The organism is Parachitinimonas caeni, from assembly GCF_030129945.1.
GTDB classification, from domain to species: Bacteria; Pseudomonadota; Gammaproteobacteria; order Burkholderiales; family Chitinimonadaceae; genus Parachitinimonas; species Parachitinimonas caeni.
This window is the reverse complement of the sequence record NZ_JARRAF010000017.1, coordinates 32,824-48,615: the sequence shown is the minus strand read 5'-3', so window position 1 is coordinate 48,615 and position 15,792 is coordinate 32,824. Positions and strand designations below refer to the sequence as shown.

Annotated in this window: 12 protein-coding genes; 7 read left to right on the top strand and 5 right to left on the bottom strand. The window is 58.4% G+C overall.

The features are described 5' to 3' along the window. Positions 1 to 116 precede the first annotated feature (116 nt). From PZA18_RS14555 to PZA18_RS14540, 4 genes are all read left to right on the top strand, one after another. Positions 117 to 2,846: a protein kinase domain-containing protein gene (locus PZA18_RS14555; protein WP_284101588.1), complete on the top strand. Its 2,730-nt coding sequence runs from the start codon at positions 117 to 119 to the stop codon at positions 2,844 to 2,846. Positions 2,847 to 3,165: 319 nt separating this feature from the next. Next, complete coding sequence (locus tag PZA18_RS14550; protein ID WP_284101587.1) at positions 3,166 to 5,091, top strand: adenylate/guanylate cyclase domain-containing protein; 1,926 nt, start codon at positions 3,166 to 3,168, stop codon at positions 5,089 to 5,091. Beyond that, positions 5,088 to 5,744, top strand: coding sequence for a hypothetical protein (locus PZA18_RS14545; RefSeq protein ID WP_284101586.1), 657 nt, complete (start codon positions 5,088 to 5,090; stop codon positions 5,742 to 5,744). Before PZA18_RS14550 ends, PZA18_RS14545 begins: the two co-directional genes overlap by 4 nt. 1 nt (position 5,745) lies before the next feature. Next, complete coding sequence (locus tag PZA18_RS14540) at positions 5,746 to 7,173, top strand: DUF4384 domain-containing protein (protein WP_284101585.1); 1,428 nt, start codon at positions 5,746 to 5,748, stop codon at positions 7,171 to 7,173. Between the two features lie 209 nt (positions 7,174 to 7,382). On the opposite strand, the gene PZA18_RS14535 is transcribed toward PZA18_RS14540, so the two are convergent. After that, entirely contained in the window at positions 7,383 to 7,859 is a 477-nt protein-coding gene (locus PZA18_RS14535; protein ID WP_284101584.1) for a WbuC family cupin fold metalloprotein, read from the bottom strand. A gap of 288 nt (positions 7,860 to 8,147) precedes the next feature. Between PZA18_RS14535 and PZA18_RS14530 the strand changes: the two genes are divergently transcribed. From PZA18_RS14530 to PZA18_RS14520, 3 genes are read left to right on the top strand one after another with little or no spacing between them, the layout of a single operon-like run. Beyond that, the gene (locus tag PZA18_RS14530; protein ID WP_284101583.1) at positions 8,148 to 9,263 is read left to right on the top strand and encodes a hypothetical protein; all 1,116 of its coding nucleotides are present in this window, start codon (positions 8,148 to 8,150) and stop codon (positions 9,261 to 9,263) included. After that, positions 9,260 to 9,568: a (2Fe-2S) ferredoxin domain-containing protein gene (locus PZA18_RS14525; RefSeq protein WP_284101582.1), complete on the top strand. Its 309-nt coding sequence runs from the start codon at positions 9,260 to 9,262 to the stop codon at positions 9,566 to 9,568. Before PZA18_RS14530 ends, PZA18_RS14525 begins: the two co-directional genes overlap by 4 nt. A 23-nt stretch (positions 9,569 to 9,591) precedes the next feature. Continuing rightward, positions 9,592 to 10,191 (top strand): alpha/beta hydrolase, encoded by a 600-nt coding sequence (locus PZA18_RS14520; protein ID WP_284101636.1) that lies wholly within the window; start codon positions 9,592 to 9,594, stop codon positions 10,189 to 10,191. Positions 10,192 to 10,474: 283 nt separating this feature from the next. Here PZA18_RS14520 and PZA18_RS14515 read toward each other — a convergent pair whose 3' ends face one another. The 4 genes from PZA18_RS14515 to PZA18_RS14500 form a co-directional block, all read right to left on the bottom strand. Next, a complete protein-coding gene (locus PZA18_RS14515) occupies positions 10,475 to 11,257 on the bottom strand; it encodes a substrate-binding periplasmic protein (RefSeq protein ID WP_284101581.1) in 783 nt (260 codons plus the stop codon). Positions 11,258 to 11,413: 156 nt separating this feature from the next. After that, positions 11,414 to 11,818 carry a hypothetical protein gene (locus tag PZA18_RS14510; protein ID WP_284101580.1) on the bottom strand — a complete coding sequence of 135 codons (405 nt, stop codon included), beginning with the start codon at positions 11,816 to 11,818 and terminating at the stop codon, positions 11,414 to 11,416. 418 nt (positions 11,819 to 12,236) lie between these two features. Beyond that, positions 12,237 to 14,813, bottom strand: a complete 2,577-nt coding sequence (gene mutS / locus PZA18_RS14505; RefSeq protein WP_284101579.1) for a DNA mismatch repair protein MutS — start codon at positions 14,811 to 14,813, stop codon at positions 12,237 to 12,239. Positions 14,814 to 15,352: 539 nt separating this feature from the next. Continuing rightward, positions 15,353 to 15,754, bottom strand: coding sequence for a hypothetical protein (locus PZA18_RS14500; protein ID WP_284101578.1), 402 nt, complete (start codon positions 15,752 to 15,754; stop codon positions 15,353 to 15,355). Positions 15,755 to 15,792: the final 38 nt, after the last annotated feature.

Genomic DNA, 15,792 nt, shown 5'->3' with positions numbered 1-15,792 from the left:
GAATCACACGTCGTCGGCCCGGCCTCAACGCCACTCCTTTTGCGGCAGCTTCTCGTTGGCGTGTCTGGAAGGCAAACCGCCCCCCTAACGCTCATTGTCAAATTTCTACCTTGCGTATGCCTAATCGATATCAGTTTGGAGCCAGCTTTCTTGATGAATCCACCGGCACCTTGACCATCAACGGGCTGGAAGTGGAAATCCAGCCACAGTCCTGGCGCATCCTCTGCCTGCTGCTGGCGCGTGCCGGCGAATTGGTCCCCCGGGCTGAAATCGAGGAAAACATCTGGAATGGACGGCATGTTGGCGAGAACGTACTGGCCAGCGCCATCACCCGGTTGCGCACTACACTAGGGGAGTCGCATGCCGGGTTGATTGAAGCGCTACCCAAACTGGGCTATCGCATCACTGCGCCAGTGGTGTGCCAAGCGATTGAGAGGCCAGCCGATACCACGACGGCATTCGCAGCGGGTAAAACCGCGCCATTGCGCGACGCATTCGAGCTGGTCGAGCAACTTGGCTATAGCCAGGGGGCGGAAGTGTGGCTCGCCCGGCAGCGCAAGCGCGGCATCGAGCGTGTCTTCAAATACAGCCATAACGCAGAGGGATTGCAGGCGCTAAAACGCGAAGCCAGCCTGTCGTGCCTGCTGCATGATCAACTGGGCGAGCGCGCCGATTTTCTGCGTGTTCTCGACTGGAACTTCACCGAGCAGCCCTATTTTCTGGAAAGCGAGTATGGCGGCATCAATCTGGTGGAATGGTCCGCCAAAGATCAAGCCCTGGCATCGCTGCCCCGCGCCGACAGGCTAAGCCTGTTTTGCCGCATTGCCACTACCGTGGCGGCCGCCCATTCTGTTGGCGTACTGCATAAAGACCTCAAACCAGCCAATGTGCTCATCACCCCCCAAGCCGGCAGCGGTGCCCAGCTCAAGCTGGTGGACTTTGGCAGTGGCCGCCTGAGTGACCCGGCACGGCTGATCGATTCCGGTCAGGCCGATCACTACCCTGCCGGGGTACAAACACTGGCACTCGACTCTGCATTCGGAACGACCCTCTATGTCTCACCTGAGGTACTGCGAGGGGAGACATCGACCGAACGTAGCGATGTATTTGCGCTGGGCGTGATGCTGTATCAGCTGCTGATCGGCGATTTCAAGCGGGCGCTGGCCCCTGGCTGGGAACGCGAGATCGATGACGCCCTGCTGGTCGAAACCATCGCCCACGCCACCGACGGCAACCCCGAACAACGCACCGGTAGCGCCCAGGCCCTGCTGGAAGAGATTTCCAACCTGTCGCAACGCCATGCGCAACGCCAGCAGGAAATCGCAGAGCGCGAGCAGATTGCACGCGATCGCGAAGCCATTCGCCGCAACCGGGCCCGTCGGCCTTGGGTGATTAGTGTTGTCGTCACACTGATCGCGGGGCTGGCAACGAGCCTCTATGCCTATTCAGCGCTCAAACGCAGTGAGCAGGCATTGGCCGCAGAACACCGGAACATCAGCGCCCTGAACCGGTTTCTGACCCGTGATCTGGTGGCCAAGGCCGGGCCGGCTGTTTCGGGCCGCGTCGGCATCACCCTGGCCGAGGCACTCAAAACCGCCACAGCCGAGATTGATCAAGGCCCAAACCCGCTGTCACCCGAGATCCGCGCTACCGTCCATGCCGCCGCCCAGACAGCCCTCAACGAACTGGATGAATTCGGTGAAGCAACCGCCGAGGCGCAGAAAGCGCTGGCTGCCGCCAATCAAGCCACCCGGCTTGATCCGACACTCATTGCACAAATCCGGATCAGTTATGCACGTAGCCTCATCAATCAAGACAAGAATGCCGACGCTGCCGCACAGCTTGATCTGGTTGAGAAATCCGGCTTTCTGCAGCGCCTCGCCACTGACGACACCCAGGCTCGTTATTGGTTTGTAAGGGGCCGTATTCTTGGCAGCAACTTTCAATGGAAAGCCTCGATACAAGCTTATGAAAATGCGCTGGCAATTCAGGATCGTCTGGGGCAGGCCGACCCGGTGCTGCGCCACCAGATTATCCACGCCAATGCGCAGTCGACGCGCATGACCGGAAATCTGGCAGGGGCCCAGCAGATCGCGCAAATGCAATGGGATCAGGCTCAAGCCCGTTTCGGGAGCAAGCACTACCTGAGCTGTGAAGCCATGCGGAGTATGGCCGAAATACGCTCAGTGCGAGGGCTAAGCACCGAGAGCATCAAGGATGCCCAGGACGCCATAGCCTGCATGCAACAAGCAATTGGTGATAATAATCTGAGCCTATCGCGCGCTTACCACACCTTGAGTCGGGTGTACGGCAATGCCGGTCAGTTTGAGGCTGCGGCCAATACAGCTTTGCGTGCTGCAGAAATGAATCAGAAAGCCAACGGCAAGGTTAAATTTTCTGCGGTGATCTATGCCAATGCAGCATCCAATTTCATACGCGTCGGACAGCCAGCCAAGGCAGAGGAAATTCTGATTGCAGCACTCGCGCTCGCCAGCCCCAAAATCGAGGCCAGCAGCCCTGCCATTCAAATCCTTCAATACAATTTGGCAAGCGCCCGGCTCGATCAAAAGAAAATCCAGGGGGTGGCCGAATTGCTCTCTGGTTTGAGTGCCAAGACACTCTTTGCAACGCAGCGCTCCAACTTGTGGGAATCCCGCCTGCAATACGAGTTCGGCCGTCTGGCCTTGCTCGAAGGACATCGGGACAAGGCCCAGGCACTCCTGACATCCGCCGATAAGGCATTGGCGGCCATAGAGACCGCCGATGACTCGCAAGGGGAGAAAGCCAAGGCCAACATTCTGAGAGAAAGAATTCAGCGCACCCTGCAGGAGGCGGTTTCCCGCTAAGTTCGTTGGTACGCCCGCGCTTTCGACCCAGGCAGAGCCTGACTCCTTGAACGTTAATTGATTGATTTTCGCCTTGCCGCAAGATCAATTCCGACTCAAGGCCCACCACACCGACGCGACCGTTAATCGGTCATCGCCGCCAGCAATGGCAAATGGCCATGGGCTTGACGATACTGAAACCAGTACGAGGCGCTGTTGACGTTCTACTTTCCAGTCGAAAACAAAACGTCAACAGAACCTAGCCAGTCGTCCCACCCATTCAGCACCCCCTCAGCCGCAAGCGGCAGTCGCCGCGAATTTGAACAGGTGTACAGACGCCATGCCCCTTCTGCCCTTCATCGGTTTTCGCTTGCGGCGACGATTGGCGCTGGTCGCCACCGTGCTGGCAGCATTGACGGCCGCCGAGGGGCTGTATCGCAGCAATGCGACGGAGCGGATTGAGCACTTCTACAGTGATTTGTGGCACCGCCTTGCCGGAGTGCGCGCCACGCCCGGCCATGTGGTGCTGGTGGTGATCGACGATCAGAGCCTGGCGGCATATCCGGATGACCCGCTGGTATTCTGGTCCCCCTATGTCGCCCAAGCCTCGCAGGTATTGCGGCAGGTGGGTGCTTCGGCGATTGGCCTCGATATTCTGTATGGAATCTCTCCCGAGCGCTGGCTGGCCAAGATGGACTTGCCCAACACCGACATTGCGCGCCGTTTTGATCAGAACTTCCGGCGAGAAGTCGCCTCGGGCAAGGTGGCCCTTGCAGCCACAACCCAGCCGGCGATTGATGCCGGCTACGATCAGTTCCGCCTCCCCCAACCTGAAGTGCTGCTCTCAGCCCCCGATCTGGTATCGACCGTGGGCCTGGCCGACCTACCGCCTGATAGCGATGGCCTGATCCGCCGCATGCCCTTTGCCCCCCCCATCAACCTACGGCCCGAGTTACGCCAAGGTTCGCCGCGCCTATCACTCCCTGCGTTGCTCGCGGTCCGGGCTGCTGGCCTCAAAGCCGACGCCGCTGGCTGGAATATTGGTGGCCGCCAGTATCTGCCGGGAGATCCGCCATTCCCGATCGCCTTTTACGGACCACCGAATACTGTGCCCCGCGTCTCCATTTCGCGCCTGCTGGCGCCTGGGGCTCTGCAAGATCCTCAGGTTCTGGCGCTACGCGGCAAGGTGGTCATTATTGGCGCCGATAGTACCGCGCTGTTCGACTGGCACCAGACGCCCTACGCCGTGGGGGTGATCCAGCACGGTAGCTTCATGGCGGGCGCCGAAATCCTGGCTAATGCCGTGGAAACCCTCCTGAGTGGCCGTCGTTACGAAGCGGCGCCCGACCACTGGCGCTGGGCCTGGCTTGGCAGCTTCCTGCTGGTTGGCACCGCCCTGTTCTGGCGGCTGCGCTCCACCCCCGCCCTGATCGCCTTTGCCGCGCTATCGGCAGTGGCCGCCTCGACCGCCTTTCAAGCCTTCCTCGCCGACTGGATGCTACCGCTGGCCAGCCTGCAACTGGGTCTGGCTGTCGCCCTGCTGCTGGCGTTTGCGGCCCGGCTATCGCAGGAAGCCCGCGACCGTGCGCTGGCGCGCCAGGCATGGGGGCGCTACGTATCACCCGCCGTACTCGAAGCCGTCCTGGAGAGCGGCCGCATGCCCGATCTGGGTGGCGAAGCCGCTGAAGTGACGGTGTTGTTTGCCGATCTGCGGGACTTCACCACTATTTCCGAAAAACTTGCCCCGAATGAAGTGGTGGAAATGCTGAACGCCTACTTTGAACGGGTTTGCGAGCCTATTCTTAAAGAAGGCGGCAGCGTGGATAAATTCATTGGCGATGCCGTCATGGCTGAATTCGGGGCGCCGCTGCCCCTGCCCGACCACGCACGCCGGGCCTTGCGTGCTGCGTTGCGGATGCGGGAGATCGCCATTGAGTTCCAGCAGTGGATGGACGAACGCTTTCCCCGGCATGACCTGCCGCTGTTCCGTATCGGCATTGGCATTCACACCGGCACTGCCGTGCTGGGCAATATCGGCTCAACCCAGAAAGCCGACTACACCGCCGTGGGCGATACCGTGAACATCGCCTCCCGGCTGGAAGGGCTCACCAAGGTTCTGGGCTGCACGGTTGCCGCCAGTGCGGCAACCGTCCGCGCTGCCGGCAGCGGCATCGTTACCGGTGCCCAGCGCTCGTTACAGGTTAAGGGACGGGAAGAAGCAGTCGAAGTATTCGAAGTCGTCGGGATCAGAGAGGAAGCATCATGAAGTCATTACACCGCGCCTGTGCGCTGGCCATCTTCTGGCTACTGACCGCCAGCAGCCTGGCTACCGAGCGAGTGACCATCCTGGTCACCAAGGTCGAAGGTCAGGTCAGCTACACCAGCAAGCAGGCCCGCGCCAAACCTGTTGAAGCCTTCATGCAACTGCATAGTGGCGATCGGGTGAAACTGGCAAGCAAGGCCAGCCTGCAGATCGCCTGGTCAAATTCCGGCCGGCAGGAATCGTGGAATGGCCCCTCCGAACTGCAGGTGGGTGAAGTGGAGTCAAAGGGAAGTGCCGGCGCCACCCCCGCTGAAGTCAAACAGTTGCCTCCCCTGCTGAAGCAGGCCCTCAACCGGGCGCCCACGACAGTCGGCGAGGTCAAGCAACTCTCCGGCGTGCTGTTCATTCGCCAAGGAGGCGGCGAGAACTCCGAGCTGACCAAGGCGCGTGAGGCTTATGCCGGCCTGCGCCAGTCAGCTGCGCCGGATGATCTGCTGCCCGACCTCTACTTTCTCAACGAACTGATCAGCCTCAAGCAATATCAGGAGGCGCAGAAACTGCTGACCGATATGCACAAGCGGCAGCCAGCCAACCAGACCGTCGAAGCCATGAAAAAGCGCATGGATGATCAGATGGGCGGCGAAGGAGGTAAATAAAATGCGCAGCCTGCTGGGTCTGACCCTAGCCGCCAGCCTGTGCTGGGGCCCCGCCCTTGCCGAAACGCACGCCCTGATCCTGACCATCAGCCAATACACCAGCGATATGCCAGGACTACCCGGTGTGCGGCACGATATCGACAATGCACGCGAAATCAGCCGTCGCATGGGCATTCGCGAAGCGAATATGCGGTTCTACAAAGATAGCGAGCTGACTTATTCCGGCATCAACAAAGCTTTCGATGAACTGGAACAGCGCGTCCGTCAGGGTGATCAGGTCTTCGTCTATTACTCGGGCCACGGTGGCCGTGCCCTGGTGCAAGACCCCAACGAACGCTGTGCGGAAGGACTGGTCGCCACCGATGGCCTGCTGTTTTTCGACTTTGAACTGGAAAAGCGCCTGAAAAGGCTTGGCGAGCAGGCCAGCCGGTTGGTTGTGATGATTGACGCCTGCCACTCTGGCGGCGTGACCACCCGCTCGGTAAACAAGCGCAGCGCCGATCTGGCAGGACTACGCCCCAAATTTGCCGTCAGGGCCGGCGCACAGGATAGCTGCTCGGTCCCGGTCAACATTCTGAGCGAACACCTGCGGGTCGCCAGTCGTTCCTTGGGCAGCGGTGGCAACAACTACGTTTACATCGCAGCAGCCAAGGCCAATGAAGTATCGTTCGACCATCCCAAGGAAGGCGGGCTGGTCACCTCCGCCTGGCTGGCCTGCATCAATGCGGGGGCTGATACCGATCGGAGCGGCGGCCTCAGTGTTGATGAGCTGCGCCTGTGTGCGCAAAACAAGCTGGAACAAAAACTCGCCGGCGCCCGAGACATCAAGCCATCCACCATCACCCTGGCCGGCAACAGCCGCTCGGTCTTTGCCCTGCCCGAAGGCGCCGGCAAAACGGGCAGCAGAGATGCCCCCGCCAGCGCCACGCTACGCGATCTATTCAATAGTCGGGATGACCGCCGCGTCGTCAGCCTCGCCCCAGCCAAACCTGAGCTGAAAATCGGCGAAGATAGCCTCGACTTCACCGTTACCAGCAATCAGTCGGGCTATCTCTATGTGCTGATGGTCGGTTCGGACGGTAAAAGCTTCGATCTGCTGTTCCCGAATCAGATCGACCGCGACAACTTCGTCACCGCCGGCCAGCCGTTACGACTGCCCCGCGAAAGCTGGCAGATCACGGCGCAGGGCCCAGCGGGCGGCAACCAATTGCTCGCCATCGTGACGGATACCCCGCGAGACTTCTCCGGCTTGGGCATGCGCCCCTCCGGCCCGTTTTCAGCTCTCGCCGTCAGCCGTAGCGCCAGCCGCAGCCTGCAGGCGCTGGCCAGTGGCAGCCAGACCAGTCACTGTCAGAGCGACACCTCGGCCACTAATCCCTGCTCAAACGCCTTCGGCGCCGCTTTGGTGACGATTCGTGAAGTCAAATAGCGTATCCCTGGATACGGGAGCTTATTGGAGTAGCTCACGCTGAAAAACAAAAAGCAGGCCACAATGAGCCTGCTTTCCGTTCTCACGGGTGAAATTTTGTCCGCCACACCAGCGCCACCGAGGCAGTAGACAGTCCAAAGTTTGTGCGTACCACGCACGCCCGGTATCTGGCCCATCCCGCCCCGCAATGGGTTTATGAAATAATCGGCCTACTTGAAGAGAGCAATCAGCCGGTCGCGGTAGACTTCCCAACCCGGAGCATTCTCCGCGGGCGCCCAGTGCATCTTTTCTTCATCCGACAGCGGCAGGTAGGGGCCAGCCTTGGCTTCCAGAATAACCGAGCCCGACTCTAAGGACACAAGGCTGTGAATGGTGCCCGGCGGGAGATCCACCCCGTAAACCGGACCATTTTGGCTCAACACTACAGTGTCGATCACAACGCCTTCGGCATCGAAAATCACGATGCCTATGCTGCCCCGCAACACAACCATCATTTCATCTTTTGTTGAATCGAGATGACAATGGGGCGCGACATAGCTCTCCGGCTCAACAGCATTTAATAATCTGTGGCAAATTGCCGAATCTGAATTATGAAAATTATGATTGCGCCGACGGCGTGGAAGTGATTGTGCGGCGGCGGTCACCGTGTCCAACAATTGAGCGCTGATGCGGGTTACAGAGGACATCGGATTTCTCCTTATGAAAAATTCAAAAAAAAAGCCCGGATTTGACAATCCGGGCTGAATTCTACAAAGGAGAAATAGAGGAGAAACTATCAAGAAGCAATCAATGCATCTCAACGGGGCGCATTATCGGTTTATTTACCTTCCGCTGTCAACCCAAATTGGTGCGGTGCGCAATAAAATGGTGCGAAACAGGCGCGCCACGGTGAGGTCAGCGACTTTTTGCACCAAGATAGTGCACACTTCGGAGCAAACGGATCAGGCCGGGGGCAGGCTGATATAATCAGTACTTTGTCGCACCTGGACGATCTGTACGCCATGCACCTGCCCGATCCACGGCTCTACCCGAGAGTAGACCCCAAGCACCCCATCATCCGTACTGCCATGGCCTTGCTGACCGAGGCCGATGCGGCCCGCCAGCCAGAGCGCCGCCTGGCTTTGCTTACTGAAATCAATCGTGGCATTGAAGATGACGCAGCCTTGCTGGAAACCGCGCTGGCCAACGCCCCCAGCCAGCAAGTATATGAACTGATCAATCAGTCCATCGAAACCGGCGTACGCGGCTCTGGCAACCGATGGGCACTACCATTCGCGATCCCGGTCATTCTGGTTGCCGGCGTCAAAGGCAAGGCCAGCCTGCTTGGCACCCTTGGCAATATCGAAGCCATCAAAGACCTGCTCACCAGCCACGGCGTATTCAATCGAGATGCCAGGATTTATCTGTCACCCAAACTGATTGCCGGCAAGGTATTCGACGAAGTCGGCCCACAAGCCCTGCGCCGCTGGACCCGGGAGTTGATCAACGACCCAGGTGCCGCCTTCGTCCACCAGCCAGCCGCACCGATCGAAGTTGGCGGTGATGGGGTATTCCTGCGCTACATCGTCGGGTTTGCCGAAGTCATCGATACCTGCCCGAATCCGGTCCACTTCGGGGGGCCAGTCGGCGCATGGGGCATGCCGCTGACCAAGTTGCTGGGCGATGCCCTGAAAAAGGATGGAGTCACCCTATTTGCCATTCCGCGCCAACCCAATAGCTGGCTTGCAGCCCGCCACGTTGGCCACTTTGCCCGTCACGAACTGCACTTCCAGTTTTTTGCCAGCAACATCATCCGCAAAATCCGCCAGAGCGCAGAAACCCCTGTGGCAGTAATGAGTGCCCACCCACAGAATGAATTGCGTTTCACCCTCAGCGCCGCAGGCAATTCAGAACTTTGGGAAGGATTCGTCTGGCCACTGGACCCTCTGGACTCAGTTGAGCTGATCCAGCAGAACGCCAGCGCCCTGCTGCGCGAATGCCAGATCGACGACATCCGTGTACTGACCGAAGTACAGCCTGCCTTCAAAGACGATCTGCCTTACTTCCCCACCGCCCACGACACCACCGCCAACCGCCAGGGACAGCCATGAGCTACTTTGAAAAACACGTATTCTTCTGCATGAACCAGCGCCAGGAAGGCGAACAGTGCTGCAACAATTGCGGTGCCAGCGAAGCCTTTCGCCACGCCAAAGACAAAGTCAAACAACTGGGGCTAGCTGGCGCCGGCAAGATCCGCGTGAACAAGGCTGGCTGCCTGGATCGCTGCGCGGAAGGCCCCGTGCTGGTCATCTACCCCGAGGCAACCTGGTACCGCTATGTGGACAACGAAGACATCGATGAAATCATCGAAGAGCACTTCGTCCACAACCGCGTCGTAGAAAGGCTCAAGCTGTGAAAGCTCCCCAATTCGAGCCATTGATGATCAATGGGCCGGTTGGCCAGCTGGACACCTTGCGGCTGCCGCATAGCACCGATGGCGCCCCGCGCGGCATCGCCCTCGTGGCCCATCCCAATCCGACCCAGGGCGGCACCAATACCAACAAAGTCGTTCATACCCTGGCCAAGACCCTCTCGCGCCTGGGCTACATCGCCTACTGCCCCAACCTGCGCGGCGTTGGCAAAAGTGCGGGCGAACATGACCACGGCCAGGGCGAAGTGGACGACATGGCCGCCGTGTACGCCTACGTGCAGGCCGAGCACGGTACCCTGCCGATCGTATTGGCAGGATTTTCATTCGGCACCTACGTGCAGGCCCGGCTTGCCCAGCGCTTGGGGGAAAGCGCCATCGAACGCCTGATAATGGCTGGCCCAGCTTGCGGCAAGTACGCCATTCCGCACGTCCCCGCCGACACCCTCGTCATACATGGCGAGCAGGACGAAGTCATTCCATTATCCGCCGTGCTCGACTGGGCCCGCCCACAGCACCTTCCCCTCATCGTCGTTCCTGGCGTAAGTCATTTCTTTCACGGCCGCTTGACGCAACTGGCTGAAATCGTCACCCATCAATGGCGCGCCTAGGCTCTGTTGACGTTTTATTTCCGGATCGCGTTTCGTCGGATTTGGGCCTGATGCAAGGCAAAAAGCGCGCCGCTTAGTGATAAGCCACGCGATTTCCCGTCTGGGCGCACAGGCTGTAAGGCTTGCATCGCAAGCCAACAGCCTGGCAGTCAACACGGCAGCAGGCCCAAATCCGGCGAAACCCTCCGCCCCCGCAAGGGGGATGCCGGGGAACAAAACGTCAACAGAGCCTAGCCGCCTGGAGCGGGGTTGAGAACAACCAACCGCGCTCCCGCTTGGCGAATCAACGAGCTGCCTTTAGCGCATCGGCCTCTTTTTGCTGATAAGCGGCAGACTTGCGTAACTCGGCAATGGTGGCCCAGATCCGGCGGATGCGTTTGGCCTCATTGGCATATCGCTGCCGGCTGAAGGGCAGATAGAAGGCTTCGTGAGAAAACGGCTGCGGCAAGCGCCTTACTGTACGCTTGAAGCGCTCGTTGCCAGTAGCCAGTAGCACGCTCTCGTGCCCTTGCAGGATGGCAGCCGCCATCGTGCCGTTCTCAACCATGCGTAATCCATCCTGTACTGATTTATCCTCGCTGATTACCGTGATCCCCATCGCACGTAAACGGCCCTCGACCACATAGCCAGCCTGTACGGCAACAGGCCCGTTCAGGTTGTGGAAAGTAGACCCGTTCCATTCGAGTGCGCTGGTAGACAGGGCGAAAACATGGAAGTCGTCCTCAAACAGAGCTGCCGTGCGATCCACCCCCCCATTTGCGAGCATTGGAAATACGGCAAAATTGCGCCGCTCTGCGGTGTGCGCCATACCCAAGGCTGCATCGACATTACCAACCTTCAGTTCCGCCTGACAGCGCTTCCAGGGCTTGCTGACCAGTACGAACGACTCCCCCAGCTTCGCTTCAACGCTACGCAACAAGTCCAGACTCAGCCCTTTGCCTTCAGGCATGCTCCACGGGCGCAATGTCACGTCTTCGTAGCATATGGTCAGAGGGGTGCGCGCCCAGATGGCAGTCGAGAGCAGGCTGCTCACGCTGCCCAGCAACAATGCACGTTGCCAGCTCATACGCTATTCCTTTGTCTGTTCGGATTCTGCCAGCTTAGGTGCTGCGGACACATTTTTCCGGTCGCCGTAAAAAGGTGTCCACAACGCCTTGCAGCGGCCAAAAAATAAAAAGCGGCCAGGTTTCCCCGGCCGCTTTATTCGATTACCTCTGCCGGATCAGGCTGTAAAGAATGCCAATGCCCCTGTCGAGGTCAATCCGATATTGAAGTGCTGGTTCTCGGTTGTTGCCTCCCCGGCCAGCTCGGCATTGCGCACGATTTCGTGCAGCAATTCGAGCTCCTTGAATTCTTCGACCAGCTCACCATCGCCATTGAGCAGGATCTCGATCCGCTCACGGTCTGGGTGGTTGCCCACCACCATGATACGGCTGCCTTCATGCCACCACTGCAGGTTGACTGGCGGCGGCACTGGCACCTGTTGCCGGGCAAACAGCTCGGAAAGATGCCGGGCATAGGCGGCCAGATTGGTCGATGCCTTGGTACGGATATTGTCCAGATTCAGACCCGGCTCCGCCGGATCTGCGCCAAAGATGCGGGCAATGCCCGCGTCAAGTTGTTTCACTTCTGCATCCACCGTTCATAAACTCCTTGGGCTAATGCCGGCCCGGCCCCCGCCCGTCCGGCTTTACTCACTGAACGCCGAAGAAGCTGAAGCTTCGGCAATGCAAACAACACGGTTTGTTGTTCGCTTTTTTAAGTTTCACTTTCAGCTTCGTTTCTGCCTGCCTGGACAATTTCAAAAATTTGAATTTGTACCAGCCAAAGCCTCGTCGTCCTGCATGTCTGGATCAGGAATTACTGATAAATATCCTGATCATCCGTTTATAGCGAATTTTTGCGCGTCTACCAAGTACGATCTTCAAGTCTGACAATCATCTGTTCATGACAGCCAATCACCAGACAATCCAACCGTACTCCCCAGCAACCGCTGACGCGGCATCCTCGGCCAGAAGTGGCCGGAAGCAAAACGTCAACAGCACCTAGCTCGCCAGGCGCCTGAGTTCGTACAGCAACTCAAGCGCTGCACGCGGACTGAGTTCATCGACATCGGTCGCCAGCAAACGTTCCAAGGCCGGGTTGGGTTCCGGCTCGATGACAACAGGGGCACTGGCAAACAGATCGCCTTGACCAGATGCAGTGACACTCTGCTGTTCCAGCTCGGCCAGATGCTTGCGTGCCGCCCGGATCACCTCTCTTGGCACCCCCGCCAGCTGGGCCACCTGCAAGCCATAGCTCTGGCTGGCTGGCCCCTCTTCCACGCTATGCAGGAACACAATCTTGTCCTTATGTTCGACCGCATCAAGATGGACGTTGGCAACCTGTGGGTAGTCGAGGGCCAGTCGTGTCAACTCGAAATAATGGGTGGCAAATAGCGTGTAGCTGCGGTTTTTCTCGATCAACTGCCTGGCGATCGCCCAGGCAAGGGCCAGCCCATCGAAGGTAGAGGTGCCACGCCCGACCTCATCCATCAAGACCAACGAAGCTTCGGCCGAGTTGTTGAGAATATTGGCGGTCTCGGTCATCTCCACCATGAAGGTGGAGCGCCCCCCGGCGAGATCATCCGAGGCCCCGATGCGGGTAAAGATGCGGTCTATCGGCCCGATGGTGGCCGCTCTGGCAGGCACGAAGGCGCCGCAGTGCGCCAGCAGCACAATCAACGCCACCTGCCGCATATAAGTAGACTTACCACCCATATTCGGGCCGGTAATCAGCAGAAGCTTGCGCCCTGCGTGAAAGTTGAGATCGTTCGCGACGAACTCACCAGCCTGTGCCTGACGAAGCTGCGCCTCCACAACCGGGTGACGGCCAGCCACAATATTCAATGTCGGCTCGGTAACAAACTCCGGCGCAACCCAATCCAGCTCGGAGGCGCGTTCAGCAAAGGTCGAGAGCACATCCAGCCCGGCCACTGCCGCTGCCGTCAGCTGCAGGGCCGGTACATGGGGCTGCAGTTGTTCCAGCAAGGCCTCGTACAGGCGTTTTTCCATTGCCAACGCCCGCTCCTGAGCGGACAGCGCCTTGTCTTCAAAGGTTTTCAGCTCTGGCGTGATATAGCGTTCGGCGTTCTTCAGGGTCTGGCGTCGGCGGTAGTCGTCGGGCACTTTGTCAGCCTGTCCGTTGCTGACTTCAATATAAAAACCATGCACCCGGTTGTATTCAACCTTGAGGTTGTGAATGCCGGTGCGCTCACGCTCGCGACTCTCCAAAGCCAGCAGGAATTCACCACAGTTGGTCTGGATCGCCCTCAGTTCATCGAGTTCAGCGTCGTAGCCATCGCGAATCACCCCGCCTTCCCGCACCACAACCGAGGGCTCATCGGCCATCGCGGCCTGCAGCAGCTCCAGCACCCCGGCAGGCGGTGGCAATTGACGCGCCAGTTCCTGCAACAATTCGTTACCCGGCAACAGCGGAATCAACTCAGGCAAGGCACGCAGGCTATCCCGCAGACTGGACAAGTCACGCGGGCGGGCACTGCGCAAAGCCACGCGTGACACGATGCGCTCAATATCCAGGACGGCGCCAAGCACCTGCCGTACCGGCTCGAACTGACGGTCCTCCTGCAAGGCCCGTGTCGCATCACGGCGGCGTACGATCTTCGACTGGCGGCGCAGGGGATGATGCAGCCAGTGGGCCAGCAGACGACTACCCATGCTGGTGGCGCAGGTATCAAGCAAAGACAGCAGCGTTGGCGCTGCCTCGCCACGAATGGTTTCCGTCAGCTCCAGATTCCGCCGGGTCGCCGCGTCCAGCTCGACGTAAGCCCCCGTTGTCTCGACCGTCAGCGCGGTAACATGCGGCAACGCGCCGCCCTGGGTGGCGCGACCATACTCAAGCAACGCACCGGCCGGCCCCACTGCCAGCCAGTTCGGCTGGTCAGGCTCCACACCGAAGCCCGAGAGATCCTGAGTGCCAAAGTGGCGCACCAGATTGCGCATTGCTGCATCAGTATCGAACTGCCAGGAAGGCAATCGCTTCACCACACATCCCATCTGCTGCGGCAACGCCAAGGGCAGATCCTCCGGCACCAACACTTCCGCCGGGCGCAAACGTTCCAGCTCGCTCGGCAGCTTGTCGGCTGCGGTTTCCATCACACGGAACTCGCCCGATGCCAGCGTCAACCAAGCCAAACCCAGCCTGCCTCGATGCGCAACGATCGCGAGCAACCGATTCTCGCGTTTGTCATCCAGCAGCGCGGAATCCGTCAGGGTGCCGGGAGTAATGACGCGAACCACTTTGCGCTCAACCGGCCCCTTGCTGGTGGCCGGATCACCAATCTGCTCGCAGATTGCGACTGACTCACCCAGCTTTACCAGCCGCGCCAGATACTGTTCAGCCGAATGAAAAGGCACGCCAGCCATCTTGATGGGCTGACCGCCAGACTGACCTCGTGCGGTCAGGGTGATATCGAGCAGACGCGCTGCTTTTACTGCATCATCGAAAAATAATTCGTAAAAATCGCCCATTCGATAAAACACAAGTTTATCGGGGTGCTCACTTTTGATGCGCAGATATTGCTGCATCATGGGCGTGTGATTCGATTCGCCACTTTTCGTCATATTACGGATTTCTGTTTGGGTAAATGGTGCGTTAGGCACCGTTGAGGTTTTGTTTCCAGTCACGCCGAGTCAAGTATTGCCGCCCGACGCGACCGTAAAAGACGTGTCAACCGAGCCTAATAACAATAGGCTGGATATCAGACCAAGCCGCCGCCGAACTTCATCATTGGGGCTACATCTGGTCAGCACATGACTGATTTAAAATAGAAAAACGGCCTGCGGCCGCTCTTTCGAAATTCTATTTTTTGCTGACAAAGACGCTATTCTAACCGAGCCACCCTCGAACTGGAGCAAGCGAGAGGAGGCCGATTGCGCCGCCACATCAGCCCCTTACTTGCCAGGCCCTGTTGAACCTCTCACACAAGCGATTGATTTTAAATTGGAAATCTGAGTTTTAAATTTCTTGATACCCTTAAAAATTAAGCGGTTACTTCAAATGTCAACAGAACCGGATACCTGGATATTGGTGCAATGGAAAAACGGATGGTTGATCAATTAAACGAATGAGCCAGCCTTCAACACTGGCTGCCGACATCCTTTCAATGCGTTTTGAGTGAGCGCAGAAATAAGCCCAACCCACCCATACTCAGCACCAGAATCACGATCAGTTCAAACAGGCTCATGGAGCGCAAATTGAAGTGGATCGAAGCGATCACCCCAAAAATCAGCGCAGTCAAAGACCCGCCCGCCAACAACCAGCCGAGCCAATTTTTACTATTATAGAAAATAATACCAATACCAATCATGAACGGAATCATCACCATGCCAGTGGTTATCGAAACATGACCGCCGAACATCGAGAAGCCGAATATCGAATAACCGATGCCAAAACTTGAATTCACCGAAATCGCATTCAGCAGCAAATAAAATCCGCCGCACATCATGATCAAGCCCAGCACGAATTCGCCAATTCCCCCTTGCGTTCCCCCTGCGCCACGCATTCTGTCGTCTCCTGAAAATAAATTCGTAAATAGATAGG

Coding starts and splice junctions, on each gene's coding strand:
- PZA18_RS14520 (WP_284101636.1), top strand. CDS start 9,592: ATGATCAATGGGCCGGTTGGCCAGCTGGACACCTTGCGGCTGCCGCAT.
- PZA18_RS14515 (WP_284101581.1), bottom strand. CDS start 11,257: ATGAGCTGGCAACGTGCATTGTTGCTGGGCAGCGTGAGCAGCCTGCTC.
- PZA18_RS14525 (WP_284101582.1), top strand. CDS start 9,260: ATGAGCTACTTTGAAAAACACGTATTCTTCTGCATGAACCAGCGCCAG.
- PZA18_RS14550 (WP_284101587.1), top strand. CDS start 3,166: ATGCCCCTTCTGCCCTTCATCGGTTTTCGCTTGCGGCGACGATTGGCG.
- PZA18_RS14555 (WP_284101588.1), top strand. CDS start 117: ATGCCTAATCGATATCAGTTTGGAGCCAGCTTTCTTGATGAATCCACC.
- PZA18_RS14545 (WP_284101586.1), top strand. CDS start 5,088: ATGAAGTCATTACACCGCGCCTGTGCGCTGGCCATCTTCTGGCTACTG.
- mutS (WP_284101579.1), bottom strand. CDS start 14,813: ATGACGAAAAGTGGCGAATCGAATCACACGCCCATGATGCAGCAATAT.
- PZA18_RS14535 (WP_284101584.1), bottom strand. CDS start 7,859: ATGTCCTCTGTAACCCGCATCAGCGCTCAATTGTTGGACACGGTGACC.
- PZA18_RS14500 (WP_284101578.1), bottom strand. CDS start 15,754: ATGCGTGGCGCAGGGGGAACGCAAGGGGGAATTGGCGAATTCGTGCTG.
- PZA18_RS14540 (WP_284101585.1), top strand. CDS start 5,746: ATGCGCAGCCTGCTGGGTCTGACCCTAGCCGCCAGCCTGTGCTGGGGC.